This window comes from Limnohabitans sp. (genome assembly GCF_040400975.1).
Classification (GTDB): Bacteria; Pseudomonadota; Gammaproteobacteria; order Burkholderiales; family Burkholderiaceae_C; genus Limnohabitans_A.
Genome location: NZ_JBBAPF010000013.1, coordinates 1 through 21125, shown reverse-complemented (window position 1 = coordinate 21125; position 21125 = coordinate 1). Strand labels below are relative to the sequence as shown.

The window sequence follows — 21125 nt, the reverse complement described above, 5'->3', positions numbered from 1 at the left end:
TGGTGCCCGGCACCACCGACCTGGGCACGCTGACGCCCGGCCAGTTGTCGCTGGTGGCCCCTGCTGAAATGGCCAAGGTGCTGGAGAACGCTGCGGGCATTCAAAAACTGACGCAGGTTTTGACCTACGCCCTGACGCCTGCCCAAATTGCGGCGCTGCAGCCTGCGGCTTTGCAATGGCTGGCCAGCAACCGCTTTTTGACCCCCCTGCAAATTGTCGCCATCACCCCCAGCCAAATGACGGCCATCAGCGGGAGCACCTCCAACATATTGTTGAATTGGCAGCCGGTGCAGTTGGCGGCCTTGTCGACGACCCAATTGGCCGCCATGGCTGCGATCAATATCAGTGGCGATGCTGCGGCTGCCTTGAGCCCTGCGCAGTTATCGGCCTTGACGGTCAGCGCCATAGGGACGTTTCGGCGCAACAGCATCACGGTGGTGTCGCGGATCACGCCCTTGGCGCTGTCAGCCTTGTCGGCTGCGCAGCTCAATGCGCTGATGGCGCAGGCCGGTGCGGCGGCTGCGTTCACTGGCGCTCAGCTGGGGGTGATCGCGCCCGATGTGTTCAACCAACTGACCCCCAGCACGGTGGCCGGGCTGAGCAACACGCAATTGGCCAGCTTGCCGGTCACCACGGTGCAGGCGCTCGCGCCTGCGCAGCGTACGGCGCTCAGCGCGGCGCAATTGGCCTTGTTGGCCCAGGCCCCTGCGGCCGTGGCTTTGCAAAGGGTCAATGCCAGCACCGACCTCAGCGGTTTGAGTGCAGCCCAAATCGCGGCCATCGCCCCGGCCGACATGCTGACCTTGACCACGGCCCAGTTGTCGGGCCTCACGCCCGCGCAAACTGCCGGTTTGACCGCCGCGCAGCTGGGGGTGTTGTCCCGCACGCAGCTGGCCAGCCTGAGCGCGGCTCAGCTCGGTACCATGTCAGCCTCATCGGTGCAGGCCTTGAATGCAGACGTGCTCAACAGCTTGACCCCAGCACAGTTCAATGCCTTGCCCGCCAACTGGTTGCAAAGCCTGAGCACCGCCCAGTTGGCTCTGTTGAGCAGAAATCAGGTGGTCAACCTCAGTGCCAACACCCTCAACCAATTGAGCAGCACTCAGCTGCAAAGTTTCAGCCAGCTCATGATCGGTCGCTTGAGTGCCGACGCCATCAATGGCTTGTCGACCAGCCAGCTGCAGGCCTTGAGCGGCAGTTTTGCGAATGTGCTGGCTAATGTCGTGGTCAATCTGAGCGCGCAGACCTTGAACCGACTGAGCGCGACGCAATTGGGACAGCTCGACCTCAAAGCCGTAGGGTCTATTCCCTCCGCTACGCTGGCACAGTTGTCAGCCACCACCTTCTCCGCCTTCAGTACAACGGCCTTGGCGGCTTTCTCACCGCAAGGCCTGTCGAAGGTGCCTGCGGCCACGCTGGACAGCTTGAGCACCTCGAGCGCTACGGCTTTGCGGGCCTTGCCGATCAACCGATTGCCTGATGCCACCGTGCAAAGCCTGGCGCCCGCGACCCTGGCCAACTTGAGCACCACCCAGGTGGGAACTTTGCGGGCCACGGTCGTGCCAGGTTTGAGCAGTCAGCAGCTGCAAGCTCTGACCACCGCACAAGTCGCCGCTTTGCCCGCAGCGGCGGTGGCGGCCTTGAGCACCAGCCAGGTGAGTGCACTCAGTACCGCCCAGCAGGGCGCGTTGACCGATGCTCAAGTGGCCGTGCTGTCGTCCACACAGTTGGCGGAATTGACCCCGGCGTCATCGGTCCCGGCCAATTTGAGCTCGGGTTTGACGGCTTCACAACGCGCAACACTGACGGTCAATCAGATCCAAGCGCTCAGCAGTGCACAGTTGGCCACCTTGACGACAGCGGCCTCGGTGGCCGCTTTCACGCCCAGCCAAATTGCAGCGCTGAGCACCACACAGTGGGGCCAACTGCCCGCAGCGGCCGCGGCCGCTTTGACAGCCAGCCAATTGAGCGCGGTGTCCCCCACCACAGTGTCAGGCTTGTCGGGGGCGGTGATTGGTTCGCTGGCAGCCAAAGTGGCGGTCCTGCCCGTGTCGAGTTTGAAAGACTTGCCCGCCAGTTTCTTCAATGGGCTGACCACCGCCCAGATCGCGGCCCTGAGCCCGACCTTGCTGGCCGTCTTGCCCTCCAGCACACTGACAGGCCTGACGGCCACCACCCTGAACAACTTGTCTGCATCGGCCGTGGGCGGCCTCACGCCCACTCAGGTCGCTGCGATCACCACCACCCAGCTGGGTACGGTGACGACTGCTTTTGTGGGGGGGATGACGTCCGTGCAACTGGCGTCCATGTCGGCGGCGCAGCTTCAGGCCTTGCCTGCAAACACCCTCAGTGTTTTGCCCGCAGCGGCTTTGGCCGGTTTGTCGTCCAGCAATCTGGGCGCCATGTCGGTGGCGCAGGTGCAGGCCCTGTCGGCCACGCAACTGGCCGCCTTGACGGCGGTGCAGTTGGGCGGCATGACCGCCGACCAGCTGCGGGGTATGAGCGATACCCAATTGCAGGCTTTGACGGCCGTGCAGTTGGCCGGCTTGTCGTCCACACAAGTGGCAGCACTGAGCGACACCCAGCTGACCAAACTGACCACCAGCCAGGTCAGCGCCCTGTCGGGTACGCAGCTGGGTAATTTGGATGCAGCGCGATTGAGCGTGCTGTCACCTGCGCAACTGGCCGTGCTGAGCAGCAGTGCCAGTACGGTGGTGGCCGCCAGTGTGGTCCCCTTGACCACCAGCACAGACATCACCACATTGACCGCCGGTCAGGTGGCCCGATTGTCAACGGCACAAATCTCGGCGCTCACCACCGCGCAACTGACGGCCTTGAGTGGGACCCAGTTGCTGGGCCTGACGGCCGCCCAGCTGGGCGCTTTGACGAGCACCCAACTGGGCAATTTGACGGCCGCGCAGGTGGCCAATTTCACCAGCAGCCAGTTGGCCACGCTCGGCACCAGCGCCTTGCAAGCCTTGAACCTGAGCAGCTTGGCGGCTTCCGCGCTGCCTGCCGCGCAGATGGCCAATTTGTCCGCAGCACAGGTGCAGGCCTTGACGACCACGCAGATCGGCAATCTGACAGCAGCCCAAGTGGGGGCCTTGACCTCTGCACAAACCACGGCGCTGAGCACGCCGCAGCTGCAGGCTCTGTCTGCCGGCAGCATCGGGGGCTTGAGCGCCAATGCGCTGTCCGGATTGAGTGCGGCCCAGCTGGGCGCATTGAGCACCACACAAGCCGCGGCACTGACGCCTGTTCAGTTGGCTTCGCTGTCACAGGCGCAACTGGGCGGCTTGTTGGCGGCGCAGATCACGGCCCTGCCGGTCAACAGCGTGGCCGCGCTGACACCGAGCCAGCTTGCGGCTTTGACCACCACCCAGTTGGCCGGCTTGAGCGCCACGCAAATGGCGGCCTTGACCTCGGCCCAGGTGGCGGGGATGAGCACCGATCAGATTGCCAGTTTGAGCACTGCGCAATTGAATGCCTTGACCAACATCGCCGCACTCACCTCCACACAGGCGCAGGCCTTGACGGCGGCGCAGGTCTCGGGCATGAACACCACGCAGCTGGCCTTGCTGAGCAGCACGGCACGGGCGGCCTTGCCTGCACCGTCGGTCAGCAACACCACCGATGTGACCACACTCACGGCGGCCCAAGTGGCCACCATGACGACGGCCCAGATGCAGGCGCTGACCTCCACCCAGTTGCAGGCGCTGTCGAACACGCAGCTGGCCGCCCTCAGCGGCAGCCAGATCGCGGCGCTGAGCGCCACCCAGTTGGGCAACTTGTCAGCCGCCCAAGTGGCCAATTTGTCAGGCACTGCTTTGGCAGCGGCATCAGCGAGCCTGACTTCCTCGCAGTTGCAAGCCTTGGCCACAGGCAGCATGACCGCCGCGCAGGTCACCGCCTTGGGCAATGCCGTGGCCAATTTGAGCAACGCCCAGTTGGCGGCGATCACAGGCACCCAGGCGCCTGCGCTGACCGCGGCGCAGCTGGCCAGTTTGTCGGCCGCCCAGACGGCCCAGCTGAGCAACGCTGCCATCACCGCTTTGAGCCCGACGGCCGTGCCCTCGCTCAATGTCGGCAGTATGACCGCGGGGCAATTGGGTGCACTCTCGGCCGCTGGGCTGGCGGCCTTGAGCGCCACGCAGCTCAATGCCCTGACCGCAACGCAGCTGCAGGCCTTGGCTGTAGCCTCCTTGACCCCGGCGCAAGTTGGCGGTCTGAGCGCCACCCAAGTCGGCAACCTGTCTGCAGCGCAGCAAGGCGCACTGACCGTCGCGCAGTTGGCGCTCATGTCGGACACCAATCGTGCCGCCTTGACGCCGCCCACCATCAGCAGCTCGACGGCCATGTCCGGCCTGACGCTGGCCCAGGTGGCCACGCTGACGCCCACCCAAATCGGGGCATTGACCACAGCCCAACTCCAAGCGCTGACCACAGCGCAGCTGGGGGCCTTGAGCGCCACACAGGTGGCCAGCTTGAGCCCAACGGGCCTGTCGTCTTTGAGTGCCACCCAGGCACAGGCTTTGCCCGTGGCAGGCTTGACCGCCGCGCAACTGACCGCCTTGGGCAGCAATTTGGCCAACTTGACCAACACCCAATTGGCTGCGCTGACCAGCACACAGTTGGCGGGGGTGACCCCGTCGCAGGCGGCTGCGTTGTCAGCATCACAGCTCGGGCAGTTGAGTCCTTCTGCTTTGCAGGCCTTGCCTGCTGCATCGTTGGCCAATTTGAGCGCTGCACAGACCGCGGCGCTGAGCGCAGCACAAGTCGGTGCGCTGACGACGACGCAGGTAGCGGCCATGAGCGCTACGCAGCTCAATGCGTTCGATTCAACGCAGCTGCAGGCCTTGGCTGTGGCCTCCTTGACCCCGGCGCAAGTTGGCGGCATGAGCATTAGCCAAATCGGCAACTTCTCTGCGGCGCAGCAAGGCGCATTCACCATCGCACAGTTGACGGTCATGTCGGACGACAAGCGTGCCGCCTTGGCGCGGCCCACCATCAGCAGCTCGACGGCCATATCTGCCCTGACGCTGGCCCAGGTGGCCTCGCTGTCGCCCTCACAAATCGAGGCATTCACCGGGACTCAGGCGCAAGCGCTGACCACAGCGCAGCTGGGGGCCTTCAACCCCTCGCAGGTGGCTGTCTTGACCCTAACGAGCCTGTCGTCTATCAGCGCCACACAGGTACAGGCTTTGTCCGTGGCAGGCTTGACCGCAGCGCAACTGACCGGCTTGGGCAGCAATTTGGCCAACTTGACCAACACCCAATTGGCCGCGCTGACCAGCGCACAGTTGGCGGGGGTGACCCCGTCCCAGGCAGCCGCTTTGTCCACATCACAGCTGGGGCAGTTGAATGCTTCTGCTTTGCAGGCCTTGCCTGCTGCCTCGTTGGCGAATTTGAGTGTGACGCAGATCACAGCGCTGACTCCGGCCAAAGTTGCTGCCCTGAGCGCAGCGCAAGTCGCGGCGCTGACAACGGCGCAGTTGGCGGGCATGGGCACGGCTCAGATCGCGGCCTTGACCACAACGCAGGTAGCGGGCATGGGCACGGCTCAGATCGCAGCCTTGGCCTCGGCCCAACTCCAGGTGCTGACCACAGCGCAGCTGGGGGCCTTGAGCGCCACACAGGTGGCTGGCTTGAGCCCAGCGGGTCTGTCGTCTTTGAGCGCCACCCAGGCACAGGCCTTGCCCGTGGCAGGCTTGACCGCCGCGCAACTGACCGGTTTGGGTAGCAATTTGACCAACTTGACCAACACCCAATTGGCCGCGCTCACCGGCGCACAGCTGGCGGGGGTGACCCCGTCGCAGGCGGCCGCGTTATCGTCATCGCAGCTGGGGCAGTTGAGTGCCTCTGCTTTGCAGGCCTTGCCTGCTGCCTCGTTGGCGAATTTGAGTGTGGCGCAGATCACTGCGCTGACTCCGGCCAAAGTTGCTGCCCTGAGCGCAGCGCAAGTCGCTGCGCTGACACCGGCGCAGTTGGCGGGCATGAGCACGGCTCAGATCGCGGCCTTGACCGTGGAGCAGGCCTCGGCAATGTCTTCGGCGCAAGCCTTGGCATTCACCGATGCGCAGGTTCAGACCATGTCAGATGCAGTAAGCAGTGCCATGCCCGCCACTCTGGGCCTGAGGACCAGGCAAGGCAATTTGGCCAGTGCGATTCAGCCTAATCCACCGCAGATAACGCCTGTTGTTGAGCCTGCTAATTTGCAACAACGCCTTGAGCTGGCGAATAAGTCGCGCAACACCTTGTCCCTGGAAGAAAGCAAATGAACAAGAAGACAGCCATGAATTTTTTGAAGCGTGACCCTATGAAAACAACACTCATTGCATTGGCCTGCTTGGCTTTCGCGGGATACGGGCAGCGCGCGGCAGCGCAGGACGTGGCGGGCGAGCGCGTGATTCGGCAAGTGCAGGTGCAGGGCAATGCCTTGGTGGAGGATGCGGCGATCCAAGACGCATTGAAGCCCTGGCTGGGAAAGATGGGGTTTGACACCACGCACCTGAACGCGATGCGCCAGGCGGTGAGTGACTTGTACCGCGCGCGTGGCTTGGGGCTGACGATCGTGCAGATACCGCCGCAAGACGTGACGCAAGGCACGCTCAAGCTGGTGATCACGGAGACGCGGCTGGCGACGGTGACGGTGGAGAACAGCTCGCAGGTGAACCTGGACAGTTACAGCCGAAGCCTGCGCGCACTGGAGGGGCAGCCCGCGGACACGGACCGGCTTGAGCGCGTGGTGGCCATCATCAAAGCGACGCCGGGTGTGACGCAGGTGGAGCCGGTGCTGACTGCGGCAGCGCAGCCGGGGCAGACGCAGCTGAAGATGAAGGTGCAAGGACAAAACTCCCAGCGCTGGGAGTTGGCGCTGGACAACCACGGCGCGAAGACCACGGGCAAGAACAGGGTGACGGCGTCGGGTGACTTTTCCAACCCGGCCGGATGGGGTGACAGGCTCAGCGTGAGCCTGACGGACTCGCCTGGCGCGCTGCAAAGCGACAAAGACGCTGGCGGAGTCACGTCTGGGCAGGTGCGCTACGACGTGCCCGTGGGCAGCGACGGCTGGCGCGTGGGGGCAGCCATCAGCAAATTCACCTACGCCTTGGGCAATACGCTGGCGGGGGGCAACTTTGGAGAGGGGCAAACCGGATCGGTGTTTGCCAGTTACCCACTGAGTATGGCGGCCAAAGGGCAAAGCCATATCACGCTGGGGCTCGATGAAGCGCGAGTCAACGACGCACAGCTGTCGAGGGCCACGCGCCGCACGATCATGTCGCCCAAGCTGGGCGTGGGGGGCTATGCCCTGCACGCTGTGGGGGGCAAGGCTGCGCAGCTGAACTACCAAGTGGACATGAAGGCGGGGCGCTTGAGCTATCAGGATGCTGCGCAAGCGGTGTTCAACAGCAGCACTCTGGGGCAGTTTGCGAAGGTCAATGTCTTGCTGCAAGAGACTGTGCAACTGAGCTCCACGGTGCGGGCAAGCCTAAGGGCCAACGGGCAGCTGACCAGCAAGAACCTGGACAGCTCGGAGAAGATGGCCCTGGCGGGCGCGCAGGCGGTGCGGGGCTACCCCACGGGGATGCAGTCGGTGGACGAAGGCGCGGTGGTGACGGCAGACGTCAGGTACCAAGTGGAGCCGCTAAAGATGACGCTGTCGGCGTTCTACGACCATGGTCAGGGGCAGATCAGGCGCCATCCCTTTTCGGGCAGTGGCCTCAATAATGTCAAACTCAGCAGCGCGGGCGTGGGGGTGGCGTGGAGCTTGGACCAAAAGTACACGGTGCAGGCGCAGTGGGCCAAGCCGCTGAGCGGCAACACAAGAGAGGCGAAGAAGGCGACATCGGGGCAGCTGTGGGTGTCGGTGTCGGCGGTGTTTTGAGGGTACAAGAGCGCCTGAAGAGGGAAGTTCTGATGGCGCAAACTGAAAGAGGCAAGGGACGGGTACTGGCTGGCCGAGGCGCACATCCGCAGAGAAATGGCGTCTTGGCGCTTTCAAACCATTTCATCGACTTTGAGATCATGGCAAATGCCACGCAAGACCCGAGAAACCGGAGTTTCAAAGTCAATCATTGCCAAGTCTTTCGAATAGGGCACTGTGAAATGCCTAGGTTGAAAAACCCGTTTCGCTGCGGTGACTTATCTCTGAAAACTACCAAATTTGGTAGGCGCGACTAGATTCGAACTAGCGACCCCCACCATGTCAAGGTGGTGCTCTAACCAACTGAGCTACGCGCCTGCTAAGCCGCAAATTATAGCGTCAAAAACCGCTTTTTTAAAACTGCTTATTGAGGTTGACGAGTTCAGCGCCTGCGGGCGGCCCTGACGCCTTTGACGCCACGAACGGTGACCAAGACCCGGTTGAGACTCATGGCGTCGCCAATTTCCACCGTGAAGGTCATCCAGGCCATGCCTTTGACAGACTGGGTTTGCACACCGATCACATTCATTTTTTCTTTGGCAAACACTTCTGATATGTCCCGCAGCAAGCCTTGGCGGTCGATGGCCTCAACCGAGACATCGACCGGATAGACCGAGCCTTCCGAGGCTTTGCCCTCACCCCAACGGACATCGATCACGCGCTCGCCATGACGCGAAGCCAGCTCGCGGAAGTTGCTGCAATCTTGGCGGTGAATGCTCACGCCCTTGCCGCGTGTCACAAAACCGCCAATCGCATCGGGTGGTGCGGGTTTGCAGCAACGCGACAGCTGGGTCAACAGCGAATCCACCCCCACCACCAAGACACCAGACGGGGATTTGCGGGCCACTGCGCCTTTGAACTTCTTTTGAAAGTACTCATCGGGCTCCAGTGCAGGCTCGGGGGGGTTGAGCAAGACCTCGATGTTGCGCAGTGAGTATTCGTCTTTGCCCACCACCTCAAACAAGCCGTCTGCCGACTTGAAGCCCAATTGGCTGGCCAAATCTTCGAGGCGAATGGCGGTGCGGCCCAAGCGCTGCAGGGATTTTTCGACCGCTTCCCGACCCTTGGCGATGGTTTCTTCACTGACCTGCGCGTTGAACCAAGCTCGCACCTTGGCCCGCGCACGCGGACTGGCCAAAAAGCCCAACTCGGGGTTGAGCCAATCGCGTGAAGGCCCGCCCTCTTTGATCGCCGTGATTTCCACCGTCTGACCGTTGGCCAGTTGGGTGTTCAGGGGCACCATCGCCCCGTCGACCTTGGCGCCCCGACAGCGGTGACCCAAATTGGTGTGAACGGTGTAGGCAAAGTCAATGGCGGTAGCGCCTTGCGGCAACTCCACCACCGCCGCATCCGGCGTCAACACATAAATGCGGTCCTCAAACAAGCCGCTGCCTTGCCCGTGGGCCTGCGCGGCCCCAGACAAATCGCGCTCCCAAGCCAACAACTGGCGCAGCACCGCGATCTTGGTGTCGTATTCGCTGCTGGCAGAAACCCCGGCATAGCCCTTGGCGCCAGCTTCTTTGTAGGCCCAGTGTGCAGCCACACCGTGCTCTGCGTGCTCGTGCATGGCCTGGGTGCGGATTTGTACCTCAATGGGGCCACTATCGACATCGCGCACCACGGTGTGCAAAGACTGATAGCCGTTGGCTTTGGGCTTGGCAATGTAGTCGTCGAACTCTTCGGCAATGGGCACAAAGTGCTCGTGCACCCAACTGAGCACCTGGTAGCAGTCAGCCACATTGGGCACCACCACGCGCAGCGCCCGGATGTCGAACACGCGTTCAAAAGGCAGCGCCTTGCCACGCATCTTCTTGACGATGCTGTAAATGTGTTTGGGCCGCCCCTCCACAATGGCCTCAATGCCTTGGGTGGCCAATGCTTGCTGCAGCCGTTCTCGCAGCGCCAACATGTAACGTTCACGCTCAGCGCGTTTTTCGTCCAGCAGCCGGGCAATGTCCTTGTAGGTCGTGGGTTCCAGAAAGCGAAAGGACAAGTCTTCCAGTTCCCATTTGATCTGCCAAATGCCCAAGCGGTTAGCCAGTGGTGCAAACACCTGCAAGGACTCGCTGGACAACGCTGAGGGCACCGGCAATTTGGTGGCGGCGTAATGGCGCAGCGTTTGCAAACGCGAAGCCAGTCGCAGCATGACCACCCGCAAATCGCGGCTGAAAGCCAACAGCATCTTGCGCACGTTTTCTGTCTGGATGCGCGGGCTCAAAGGTGTGTTGTCAGGCCCCTGAGCACTGGTCTCAGCAGCGCGGGACAAGCGCTGAACATGCACCAACTGGTTGGTTTGCAGGGCCAGCTTGGCCAAATGCAAGCCAAAGGCCTTGCCCATCACTTCCTCTGGCTTGTTCAGGTGCGGACAGGCATAGACCAAATAAATGGCCGCTTGCATGGCCACCGAGCCCCCCATGTCCGCCAAAATCGTGGCCACCGCGTCGGCGTGCGCCAAAATGTTTTCACCGGTGTCCAGCGATTCGCCCGCAATCAAAGGCTCGGCAAATGCGCGGGCTTTGGCCAACAGTTCGGCATCTGCAGGCAGGCTCTGGCCGTCGGCCGTGGCCAGCATGACGGGGGGCAAATGAGGCGCGTGCAAGCGCCCTGAAGGCGCCATGGGGCTTGCAGAATGGCTAGAACTTGGGCCAACCATGGCTTCAAGCGCCCAGCACAAACTGACTCACCACCGCGATTTGGTTCTCAGCGGTCAAGGTGGGTGCATGACCACAGTCTGGCCACGTCTCCAACTGGGCTCTCGGCCCACGCTGCGTCATGGCCAAGGCGGTATCGAGCGTCAACAAATCGGATTGCCCGCCACGGATGAGCAAGGTTTGGGCTTGAATTTGGTCGTACAAAGCCCACAAACTGGCCTCGCCAGCGGTGGCTGCCTCAGGCGTCAATGCACGCAAGGGAACCCCAATGGCCGGATCGTAGTGCAGGGTCAAGGCGCCATCGATTCCCGGACGCGTCATGTGCGCCGACATCTCGCGCCAAACCTCGGGCAAGACTGGGCCAAAGCCTTGGGACAAGGTCCACAGCGCTGCTGCGGCTTCATCGAGATCGCGAAATTGGCCGTATTGCCCCACATAGGCTTGCATGCGCTGCACCGACGCCCAGGTGATGGCCGGACCCACATCGTTCAGTACCAATCGGCGAATGGGGCAAGGCAAAGGCAGGCCCGGCTGTCCGGCCAGCACCATGCCAATCAAGCCACCCATGCTGGTGCCCACCCAGTCCAGCGTTTGCAGAGGCTTGTCTGTCCCAAGCTGCAGCTGAATCTGTCCCAACATGGCCAACATGTCGCTCGCATACTGCGGTATTTGGTAAAGCGAGGCATGGCTCAGCCATTCACTGCGCCCTCGTCCCGCCACATCGGGGCAAATCACTTGAAGGGGTTCGGGGCTTCGCGCCATCAAAGCCTGAGCCAAACGGTCGAAATCGCGGCCTTGGCGGGTCAGGCCATGCACGCACACCACCACACGGCGGGCATTCACGTCGCCCCAGCGCCAAAAGGCCATACGGTGCTGACCTTCGGGGTGGGGGCAGGTCACCCATTCGAGCTGGGGCGATGCGTTGGCGGGCTTGGGCGTGAGGGTCATGGCAATTGGCAAGAATCTGGAGAGTTCACCCATCAAACCGGGCTTGGGCAGCGCCATAATGGACTTTTGAACATCCTAATTCATCTTTCTCATCTTTCGGAGTCATCCTCATGTTGCAAGGTAAAACAGCGTTGGTCACGGGTTCCACCAGCGGTATCGGTCTGGGCATTGCCAAAGCTTTGGCCAAGCAAGGCGCCAACATCGTCCTCAATGGTTTCGGTGATGTCGAAGGCCCCAAGGCCGAGATGGCCGCCTTGGGTGTCAAAGTCGCTTACCACGGTGCCGACATGAGCAAAGCCAACGAGATCGAAGCCATGATGAAGTTTGCTGCCGACACCTTTGGGCGCGTGGACATTCTGGTCAACAACGCCGGTATCCAGCATGTGGCCAAGGTCGAGGACTTTCCGGTCGAACGCTGGGACGCCATCATCGCCATCAATCTGACGAGCGCCTTCCACGCCACACGGCTGGCTCTGCCCGCCATGAAAGCGGCCAACTGGGGCCGCATCATCAACGTGGCCTCCATCCACGGTTTGGTAGGTTCTGCCGAAAAATCAGCCTATGTGGCCGCCAAGCACGGTGTGGTGGGCCTGACCAAGGTCACCGCACTTGAAAACGCCACCACAGGCGTGACTTGCAACGCCATTTGCCCCGGCTGGGTGCTGACCCCACTGGTGCAAAAACAAGTGGATGCCAAAGCAGTGGCCATGGGCCTGTCCAACGAAGAAGCCAAAAAGCAGCTGCTGCGAGAAAAAGAGCCTTCAATGCAGTTCACCACCCCCGAAGAATTGGGTGAGCTGGCCGTATTCTTCTGCTCGGCTGCGGGCAACAACGTGCGCGGCGTGGCCTGGAACATGGATGGCGGCTGGACCGCTCAATAATCGAGCACCCGGCCATGAACAGCTTCAACCGCTTGGACAAAGTTGTCATCGTGGACGATGACGCACGCATCCGTGATTTACTGCGGCGCTTTCTGTCGCAAGAAGGCTTGGATGTTTTGTTGGCCGAAGATGGCCGGGCCTTGGACCGCATCATGCAGCGCGAAACCATCGACTTGGTCGTGCTTGACCTGATGCTGCCTGGTGAAGACGGGATGAGCATCTGCAAGCGGATGCGCGCGGCTGGCAACAAAACACCCGTGATCATGCTCACAGCCAAGGTCGAAGATACCGACCGCATCGCGGGCCTGGACATGGGTGCCGATGACTACCTGGGCAAGCCCTTTAACCCAAGGGAGTTGTTGGCCCGAATTCACGCCGTCTTGCGACGCAGACCAGCACCCGAAGTCCCCGGTGCACCGTCGATTGCAGACAACGAAGTCATTGTCTTTGGTGCCTTCACGCTCGATTTGGGGACACGCTCATTGAGCCGCTTAGGCGAAAACATGCCGCTGACCAGCGGCGAGTTTTCCATGCTCAAAGCCTTGGCCCGGCATCCTAAGCAAGCCCTTTCGCGGGAAAAACTGGCCCAACTGGCCCGTGGTCGGGATTTCGAGCCTTTTGACCGCAGCTTGGATGTTCAAATTTCTCGCCTGCGGAAAATGATCGAACAAGACCCTGCCGCACCCAAAGTCATTCAAACGGTTTGGGGCATTGGTTATGTGTTTGTGCCCGATGGCCAAACGTGAGCCCCACTCAAGTCGCAAACCCAGAGCCGAGCGTGGCCTACAAACCCGCTCGAAAGCTCAAGCTCAGCCTGTTTTGGCGCACTTTCATTTTGCTGGCCTTGCTGATTTTGTTCAGCAGCATGGCTTGGCTCCAAATGTTTCGTACCCAAGAGTACGAGCCCCGCATTTTGCGCAACGCCCACCAAATTGCCACAGTGGTCAATTTGACCAAGAACGCGTTGGTGCACACCGATGCGATCGCACGGGTGTCGCTGCTCAAAACACTGGCCGACGAAGAAGATGTCAGCATCCAAATTCGAGAACCTGGCGACCAAATCCAGGCCTTTGGGACTTCAGGACTGGAGCGCCGATTGGTCAAGGAGATGGTCAAACGTCTGGGGCCGGACACGCTGATCGCCTCCCAGGTGAACCAAGTCGACGGCCTGTGGATCGGCTTCAAGATCGAGCGTGACAGTTATTGGCTGCAAATGGACCCCGAACGGCTCAGGCCGCTGGGCGGTTCGGCATGGCTGACTTGGCTGGGCTTGACGCTTGTGCTCTCATTGGGAGGCGCGGCCTTGATGGCTGGTCTGATCAACCGGCCTTTGAAGCGCCTGTCTTTGGCCGCCAGCCAAGTGCGCGATGGACATTTCAACAGCGCCAACTTGGACGAGGATGCAGCCACCAGCGAAATCCGCGAAGTCAACATCGGCTTCAACCGCATGGCCGAACGCTTGGCCAAGATCGAGCAAGAACGGGCCGTGATGCTGGCGGGCATTTCTCACGATCTGCGCACGCCCTTGGCCCGTTTGCGCCTGGAAACCGAGCTGAGCGTGGCCGACCTCGAAACCCGCCATTTGATGGCCGCCGACATCGCCCAGCTCGACGCCATCATCGACAAGTTCCTCGACTACGCCCGGCCAGAGCCCACGAATTTAGGGCCGGTTTTGCTGTCGGGCGTCATCAGCCGAAGCATTGCGCCATGGCGCAACGACACCCGCTTTGAAATCAGCGTGGATGTCGCCGAAGATCTGCAGGTCTATGCCGAGCAAGTCGAACTGGTGAGGGTCCTGTCCAACTTGCTGGAAAATGCCCGCCGTTACGGCCAGAGTCCCAGCGACGGCATCACACGGGTCGAAATTGTGGCCCGCTTGCACGAAGGCTGGGTCTTGCTTCGCGTGCGCGACCAAGGTCCAGGCGTCTCTGAAGAAGCCTTGAAAAACCTGACCCAACCGTTTTTCAGAGGGGACAGCGCCAGAACCGACGCGACGGGTTCAGGCTTGGGATTGGCCATTGTCGAAAAGTCGGTGCAGCGCATGGGTGGCACGTTCTCGGTTTTCAACAACAGCGCCGGGGGGCTGATGGCGCTGATGAAATTCAGGCAGGTGACGCCGTCTTGAGGGTCAGCAAGGCCACTGCACGGGCTTCCATGCTTTGGCCCATGCCCACGGGCCCCAGCTTTTCTGCCGTCTTGGCCTTCACATTGACCTGATCCAAGGCCACGCCCAGCGCTTGCGCTACGCCTGCGTTGATGGCTGCCATGTGCGGGGCCAGCTTGGGGGCTTGGGCCACAATGGTGCTGTCCACGTTCACCAGCTCCCATCCTTTTTCGCGCACACGCCGCATGGCTTCTTGCAGCAGCACACACGAATTCGCCCCCTTGAACTGTGCATCCGTGTCCGGAAAATGCCGACCGATGTCGCCCAAACCAGCTGCGCCCAGCACCGCATCGGTGATGACATGCAGCAGCACATCGGCGTCCGAGTGGCCCAGCAACCCCGATGAATGGTGGATTTCCACCCCACCCAAAACCAGTTTGCGCCCTGGTACCAGGGCATGCACGTCCCAGCCTTCACCGATTCTGAAACTCATGCCCTGCTCCCCAAAATGGCTTCAGCCAACGCGAAGTCGGCCGGGTAAGTGACTTTGAAATTTTGCGCCGAGCCTTCCACCAAGCGCGGCTTGAGGCCCAGTCGCTCCATCGCACTGGCCTCATCGGTGATGCCCGCAAAACCACTGGCCGCCACCGCAGCCAGAGCATCGTGCAAGGCCTGCAGGCGAAACATCTGCGGTGTCTGCGCTAACCATTTGTGTTCACGCGGCACCGTGGCCAAAACGCGTCCGCCCTCTTCGCTTTTGAGCGTGTCGGGCAAGGGCAGCGCCAAGAGCCCACCTACCTCATCGTGTTGGCAGGTGTCGATCAGGCGGGTCACCGACTCGGGCGACACCAAACAACGTGCCGCATCGTGCACCAGCACCCAATCCATCGGGTCAAGGCCTACCGCCAACATGGCTTGGAGGCCATTGAACACGCTCTCGGCACGGCTGACGCCGCCGCAGGACAGGCGCTGGAAATGCGCGGGCCAGCCCTGCTCGGGCCAAGCATGCCCATCGTCGGGCGACAAAATCACCCAGCCACTGGTCAATCGAGGCACCTGCGCCAAAGCTTGCAAAGTGTGCATGACCATGGGCTGACCAGCCACCTGCTGGTATTGCTTCGGTTGCAGCGTGCCCGCACGGTTGCCCGTGCCCGCGCAAGGGATCAGGGCGTGAAAGCGGTACGTGGGCTTGGGCTCATTCATATCGTGACATTGTAGTTTTGCAGGTCGGCGGCTTCAGCCTCTAAAATCATGCCATCTTGACCTTTTCACACCCCCCTCCTTCTTGGCGGGGGGTGTTTTGCATTTTCTTTTCGCCATTGCCCCTCGCCACCATGCAACTGCCCAGCCTGATTTCCGGCAAACGTTTCACCCTGCCCCGCCCTGCCGGATCGGCCGATGCCGTATTGCTGGCCCAGCTGGCTGAGCGTGAGAAAAAAGCGGGGAAGATCACCGCCGTCGTCACCGCTGACGCCGCCGATGCCCAGCGCCTCATGGACGAAATGGTTTTTTTCTCTCCCGATCTGCGCTGCGTGATGTTCCCAGACTGGGAAACCTTGCCTTATGACACTTTCTCGCCGCACCAAGACCTGATTTCAGAGCGCTTGGCCACGCTGTGGCGCATCAAGCAGCGCAACTACCTTGAAAGTGCCGACGTGGTGCTGGTGCCCGCCACCACGGCGCTGTACCGGCTGGCACCACCTTCCTTTTTGGCGGGCTACACCTTTGAGTTCAAGGTCAAACAAAAGCTGGACGAAGCGCAACTCAAGGCCCAGCTCACGCTGGCAGGCTACTCACACGTCAGCCAAGTGGTCAGCCCCGGCGAATACGCGGTGCGCGGCGGCTTGATCGACCTCTTCCCCATGGGCTCGCTGGTGCCTTACCGGGTGGATTTGTTTGACGACGAGGTCGACAGCATCCGCACTTTTGACCCCGACAGCCAGCGCAGCCTCTACCCCGTGCCCGAAGTGCGGCTGCTGCCCGGGCGCGAGTTCCCCATGGACGAGGCGGCGCGTGCGCGTTTCAGAAGCCGTTGGCGCGAACTGCTCGAAGGCGACCCGACCAAAAGCCGCATCTACAAAGACATGGGCAACGGCGTGGCCACGGCGGGCATCGAGTACTACCTGCCGCTTTTCTTTGAAGAGACCGCCACGGTGTTTGATTACCTGGGCGCGGGACAAGCAGATGCGGCCACCATGGTGCTGCATGGCGATCTGGAACCCGCTTTTCAGCGCTTTTGGCAAGACACCCGCGACCGCTACCGCCTGGTCCAAGGCGATCCCGAGCGGCCCGTGCTGCCGCCCGATGCGCTGTTTTTGAGTGCGGAGCAGTTTTACACGCTGACCAACGGTCATGCCCAACTGGCTTTGCGCCCCAGCGCGCAGGATGTGGCCGAGAACCCCCTCGCCCAGCCCCTGCCCGAGCTGACGGTGGTGCGCGGCGCAGAAGACCCGCTGGCCAGGTTGCAAGCGCACATCCGCAGCGGCAAGAGTCGCGTGCTGATCCTGGCCGAAAGCGATGGCCGCCGCGAAAGCCTGCTCGACTTCGTGCGCTCCAGCGGTCTGACGCCGCCTGTGTTCGACAGCTTGCAAGCGTTTTTGGCCAGCGACGAAAAAGTCGGCATGGCCACCGCGGCATTGGTCAGCGGATTTCATTGGTTTGAGCACAACATCGACCTGGTCACCGAAACCGAACTTTTCTCCGCAGGGTCCGTCACGCGCCGCCGCAAAAAGCAGGAACAGGTCAGCGACGTGGAAGCGCTGATCAAAGACCTGAGCGAGCTGAATGTGGGCGACCCGGTGGTGCACAGTGCCCACGGCATCGGCCGCTACCGGGGTCTGGTCAACCTGGACATGGGCCAGAAAAACGAAGACGGCACGCCCACCCTGCAAGAGTTTTTACACCTTGAATACGCCGACAAGGCCACGCTGTATGTGCCCGTGAGCCAGTTGCAGCTGATTGGCCGCTACACGGGCGTGAGCGCCGACGAAGCGCCCCTGCACAAGCTGGGCTCTGGCCAATGGGAAAAGGCCAAACGCAAGGCGGCTGAGCAGGTGCGCGACGCCGCCGCCGAGTTGCTCAACATCTATGCCCGCCGCGCCGCACGAGAGGGCCATCCTTTCCGCTACAGCCCGCAAGACTACGAAACCTTTGCCAACGACTTCGGCTTTGAAGAAACCGCTGACCAAAAGGCCGCCATCCACTGCGTGATTCAAGACATGATCAGCCCCCGCCCCATGGACCGACTGGTCTGTGGCGATGTGGGCTTTGGCAAGACCGAGGTCGCACTGCGGGCCGCCTTTGTGGCCGTGACCGGTGGCAAGCAAGTCGCCCTGCTGGCCCCCACTACGCTGCTGGCCGAACAGCATTACCAGACGCTCAAAGACCGGTTTGCCAAATGGCCGGTCAAGGTGGCCGAGGTGTCACGCTTCAGGTCCGGCAAGGAGGTCACCGCAGCACTCAAAGGCATTGCCGATGGTACGGTGGACATCGTGGTCGGCACGCACAAACTGCTGAGCGAATCCACCAAATTCCATGACCTGGGCCTGCTCATCATCGACGAAGAACACCGCTTTGGCGTGCGCCACAAAGAGGCCATGAAAGCACTGCGCGCCGAGGTGGATGTGCTCACCCTCACCGCCACCCCCATCCCACGCACCATGGGCATGGCACTCGAAGGCCTGCGCGACCTGAGCGTGATTGCCACCGCGCCGCAACGCCGCTTGGCCATCAAGACCTTTGTGCGCAACGAAGGCACGGGCGTGATCCGCGAGGCGGTGCTGCGCGAACTCAAGCGCGGCGGTCAGTGCTACTTTTTGCACAACGAGGTCGAGACCATCGAAAACCGCAAGCAAAAGCTCGAAGAGATCCTGCCCGAAGCCCGCATCGCCGTGGCCCACGGCCAGATGCCCGAGCGCGAGCTCGAGCGCGTGATGCGCGACTTTGTGGCCCAGCGCTACAACATCTTGCTGTGCTCGACCATCATCGAAACAGGTATCGACGTGCCCACGGCCAACACCATCGTGATCTCGCGCGCCGACAAGTTCGGTCTGGCCCAGCTGCACCAGCTGCGCGGACGCGTGGGCCGCTCTCACCACCAAGCCTATGCCTATTTGATGGTGCCCGAGATCGAAGGCCTGACCAAACAAGCGGCGCAGCGGCTCGATGCCATCCAGCAAATGGAAGAGTTGGGCAGCGGCTTTTATCTGGCCATGCACGACTTGGAGATTCGCGGCGCGGGCGAGGTGCTGGGCGAAAACCAAAGCGGCAACATGCTCGAAGTGGGTTTTCAGCTGTACAACGAAATGTTGTCCGAAGCAGTGCGCTGCTTGAAAGCAGGCAAAGAACCCGATTTGCTCAGCCCCCTGTCGGTGACCACCGACATCAACCTGCACGCCCCCGCCCTGCTGCCGGGCGACTACTGCGGCGACGTGCATTTGCGCTTGTCGTTTTACAAAAAGCTGGCCACTGCCAAAACAAGCGACCAGATCGACGCCCTGCTTGAAGAACTGGTGGACCGCTTTGGCAAACTGCCCCCGCAAGCGCAAACGCTGGTGGACGTGCACCGCCTGCGCGTGCTGACCCAGCCCTATGGCGTCATCAAGGTAGATGCCGCCCCGGGCGTCATCCAGATCACATTCAAACCCAACCCGCCCGTGGACCCCATGGCCATCATTGGCCTGATCCAGAAAAACAAACACATCAAGCTGGCGGGCAACGACAAAATCCGCATCGAGCGCGAACTGCCCGACCCCAAAGCGCGGGCGCAGATGGTGCGGGATGTGCTCAGGAGTTTGGGGTCATCCAAGACAGAAGCATCGATGGCATAGACAATCACCTCGAGTCGACTAAATCACATAGCTTTATGATTTGGTCGCAACTTTTTAATAATGTTATTTCGTTTGGTCGTAAAATGGCCGAATGAAACGTTACCTCGATGACCGTGTGCAGGCCGACTTGGCCAAAAAAATGGTGTTCCTGACTGGCCCGCGCCAGGTCGGAAAAACCACGCTCAGCCGCCATCTCATCGCCCAGCAAGGCGGTCAATACCTCAACTACGATGTGCCCGCAGACCGGGCCATCATCCTGCACCAGCGCTGGAACCCACTGGCGCCGCTGCTGGTGCTCGATGAAATTCACAAAATGCCCGACTGGAAAGCCTGGCTCAAAGGCGTAGTCGACGGCAAACTCGCCACCCAACAACTGCTGGTGACCGGCAGCGCCCGAATGGACACCTTTCGGCAAAGCGGCGAATCGTTGGCTGGGCGCTTTTTTGGCTTGCGGCTGCATCCTGTCTCGGTGCGCGAATGGTGCGAACAAACCGGGGCCGAACCCGATGCGGCGCTGACGCATTTGCTGGAGCGCGGCGGCTTTCCCGAGCCCTGCCTGGCCCCGGACAACGAACAGGCCGAACGCTGGCGCAGACAATACTTTGACGGCCTGGTGCGCAACGACGTGCTGGAGTTTTCGCGGATCCAAGAGGTCAACGCCATTCGCCTGTTTGCCGAGCTGCTGCGCTCGCGCGTGGGATCGCCCCTGTCGTTGGCCAGCATTGGGCGCGACCTGGCCGTTTCGCCCGTCACATTGAAAAAATACCTCGATATTCTGGAGGCGCTCTACATCGTCTTTGTGGTGCGCCCTTTTCACGACAACATTGCACGCGCCGTGCTGCAAACGCCCAAGGTCTACTTTTACGACACAGGCCTGGTTGTGGGCGATGACGGGCTGCGTTTTGAAAACCTGGTGGCCACCGCATTGCATAAACATGTGCAGTGGCAGCACGACGTGCAAGGCCAAGAAACCGGGCTGCACTACATCCGCACCAAAGACGGGGCCGAGGTGGACTTTGCACTGAGCCTCCAAGGCCAGCTCACCCACTTGGTGGAATGCAAACTGTCAGACCCTAAACCCCACCGCGCCCTGCTGCGGTTTGCCCGCGAACAGCCCCAAGCCCAAGCGGTACAGGTGGTGCGTCACTTGCCGCACAGCCATGCACTGGGCGAGATACAGATCACGAGGGCGGATGAATACTTGAAGAGATTGGCGGCTTGAAAATCGAGTCACGATGGCTGCGCTGTCCAGCGCAGAGGTGAGGCAGGGGAATGAATGCCCCAGCCGCGATAATGTCGACCATGACCACCGCCACCCTCACCGAGTTTGCCCCCGGCCTCGCCATTCAGGGCTTCACCGCCCCGCTGTCTTTGTCTCAGTTCAAGCTGATCGCGTTTGACATGGACTCCACGCTCATCAGCATCGAATGCATCGACGAGATTGCCGACGCCGTGGGCCGCAAGGCCGAGGTCGCTGCCATCACCGAAGCGGCCATGCGCGGCGAGATCACCGACTTCAAAGACAGCCTGCGCCGCCGCTTGGCCCTGCTCAAGGGCGTGACGCTGGCTGACATGGAGCGCGTCTACACCGAGCGCCTGAAGATCAACCCCGGTGCGGCCGAATTGATTGACGCTTGCCATAAGGCGGGCATGAAGGTGCTGCTGGTCTCGGGCGGGTTCACCTTCTTTGCCGACCGCGTCAAAGGGCGCCTGAACATCGACTTCGCCCGTTCCAATCGTCTCGAGGTGGTCAACGGCGAACTCACGGGCGGCCTGGTGATGCAAAGC

General features: G+C 61.5%; 12 protein-coding genes and 1 tRNA gene. 8 read left to right on the top strand and 5 right to left on the bottom strand.

Annotated features, from left to right (window positions below; all coding sequences use genetic code 11):
• The first annotated feature begins 2 nt into the window (after window positions 1–2).
• Window positions 3–6278, top strand: a complete 6276-nt coding sequence (locus tag ABWQ00_RS09235; protein ID WP_353238376.1) for a beta strand repeat-containing protein — start codon at window positions 3–5, stop codon at window positions 6276–6278.
• A gap of 38 nt (window positions 6279–6316) precedes the next feature.
• Window positions 6317–7885 (top strand): ShlB/FhaC/HecB family hemolysin secretion/activation protein, encoded by a 1569-nt coding sequence (locus tag ABWQ00_RS09230; RefSeq protein WP_353238375.1) that lies wholly within the window; start codon window positions 6317–6319, stop codon window positions 7883–7885.
• Between the two features lie 280 nt (window positions 7886–8165).
• On the opposite strand, the gene ABWQ00_RS09225 is transcribed toward ABWQ00_RS09230, so the two are convergent.
• The 3 genes from ABWQ00_RS09225 to ABWQ00_RS09215 all read right to left on the bottom strand — a co-directional run bounded on the left by ABWQ00_RS09225 (window position 8166) and on the right by ABWQ00_RS09215 (window position 11523).
• Window positions 8166–8242 (bottom strand) — tRNA-Val (locus ABWQ00_RS09225).
• Between the two features lie 64 nt (window positions 8243–8306).
• Window positions 8307–10541: a RelA/SpoT family protein gene (locus tag ABWQ00_RS09220; protein ID WP_502908108.1), complete on the bottom strand. Its 2235-nt coding sequence runs from the start codon at window positions 10539–10541 to the stop codon at window positions 8307–8309.
• Window positions 10542–10581: 40 nt separating this feature from the next.
• A complete protein-coding gene (locus tag ABWQ00_RS09215; RefSeq protein WP_502908115.1) occupies window positions 10582–11523 on the bottom strand; it encodes an alpha/beta fold hydrolase in 942 nt (313 codons plus the stop codon).
• 110 nt (window positions 11524–11633) lie between these two features.
• Here ABWQ00_RS09215 and ABWQ00_RS09210 point away from each other — a divergent pair, with 110 nt between their 5' ends.
• From ABWQ00_RS09210 to ABWQ00_RS09200, 3 genes are read left to right on the top strand one after another with little or no spacing between them, the layout of a single operon-like run.
• Window positions 11634–12404, top strand: a complete 771-nt coding sequence (locus ABWQ00_RS09210; protein ID WP_353238374.1) for a 3-hydroxybutyrate dehydrogenase — start codon at window positions 11634–11636, stop codon at window positions 12402–12404.
• Between the two features lie 14 nt (window positions 12405–12418).
• The gene (gene ompR, locus ABWQ00_RS09205; protein ID WP_353238373.1) at window positions 12419–13150 is read left to right on the top strand and encodes an osmolarity response regulator transcription factor OmpR; all 732 of its coding nucleotides are present in this window, start codon (window positions 12419–12421) and stop codon (window positions 13148–13150) included.
• A 32-nt stretch (window positions 13151–13182) separates the two neighbouring features.
• Complete coding sequence (locus tag ABWQ00_RS09200) at window positions 13183–14529, top strand: ATP-binding protein (RefSeq protein ID WP_353238372.1); 1347 nt, start codon at window positions 13183–13185, stop codon at window positions 14527–14529.
• On the opposite strand, the gene ispF is transcribed toward ABWQ00_RS09200, so the two are convergent.
• On the bottom strand, window positions 14507–15001 hold the full coding sequence (gene ispF, locus ABWQ00_RS09195) for a 2-C-methyl-D-erythritol 2,4-cyclodiphosphate synthase (RefSeq protein ID WP_353238371.1): 495 nt from the start codon (window positions 14999–15001) through the stop codon (window positions 14507–14509). The two genes, ABWQ00_RS09200 and ispF, sit on opposite strands and share 23 nt — an antisense overlap.
• Complete coding sequence (gene ispD / locus ABWQ00_RS09190) at window positions 14998–15711, bottom strand: 2-C-methyl-D-erythritol 4-phosphate cytidylyltransferase (RefSeq protein WP_353238370.1); 714 nt, start codon at window positions 15709–15711, stop codon at window positions 14998–15000. The genes ispF and ispD overlap by 4 nt, the downstream gene beginning before the upstream one ends.
• Window positions 15712–15842: 131 nt before the next feature.
• On the opposite strand from ispD, the gene mfd reads away from it, so the two are divergent.
• The 3 genes from mfd to serB all read left to right on the top strand — a co-directional run.
• Window positions 15843–19337, top strand: coding sequence for a transcription-repair coupling factor (mfd, locus tag ABWQ00_RS09185; RefSeq protein WP_353238369.1), 3495 nt, complete (start codon window positions 15843–15845; stop codon window positions 19335–19337).
• Between the two features lie 91 nt (window positions 19338–19428).
• Window positions 19429–20559, top strand: a complete 1131-nt coding sequence (locus ABWQ00_RS09180; RefSeq protein WP_353238368.1) for an ATP-binding protein — start codon at window positions 19429–19431, stop codon at window positions 20557–20559.
• A gap of 80 nt (window positions 20560–20639) precedes the next feature.
• Window positions 20640–21125 (top strand): phosphoserine phosphatase SerB (gene serB / locus ABWQ00_RS09175; protein WP_353238367.1); only part of this gene is annotated, 486 nt, incomplete at its 3' end.

Coding starts and splice junctions, on each gene's coding strand:
- ABWQ00_RS09230 (WP_353238375.1), top strand. CDS start 6,317: ATGAAAACAACACTCATTGCATTGGCCTGCTTGGCTTTCGCGGGATAC.
- ABWQ00_RS09220 (WP_502908108.1), bottom strand. CDS start 10,541: ATGGCGCCTTCAGGGCGCTTGCACGCGCCTCATTTGCCCCCCGTCATG.
- ABWQ00_RS09215 (WP_502908115.1), bottom strand. CDS start 11,523: ATGACCCTCACGCCCAAGCCCGCCAACGCATCGCCCCAGCTCGAATGG.
- ABWQ00_RS09210 (WP_353238374.1), top strand. CDS start 11,634: ATGTTGCAAGGTAAAACAGCGTTGGTCACGGGTTCCACCAGCGGTATC.
- ompR (WP_353238373.1), top strand. CDS start 12,419: ATGAACAGCTTCAACCGCTTGGACAAAGTTGTCATCGTGGACGATGAC.
- ispF (WP_353238371.1), bottom strand. CDS start 15,001: ATGAGTTTCAGAATCGGTGAAGGCTGGGACGTGCATGCCCTGGTACCA.
- ispD (WP_353238370.1), bottom strand. CDS start 15,711: ATGAATGAGCCCAAGCCCACGTACCGCTTTCACGCCCTGATCCCTTGC.
- mfd (WP_353238369.1), top strand. CDS start 15,843: ATGCAACTGCCCAGCCTGATTTCCGGCAAACGTTTCACCCTGCCCCGC.
- ABWQ00_RS09180 (WP_353238368.1), top strand. CDS start 19,429: ATGAAACGTTACCTCGATGACCGTGTGCAGGCCGACTTGGCCAAAAAA.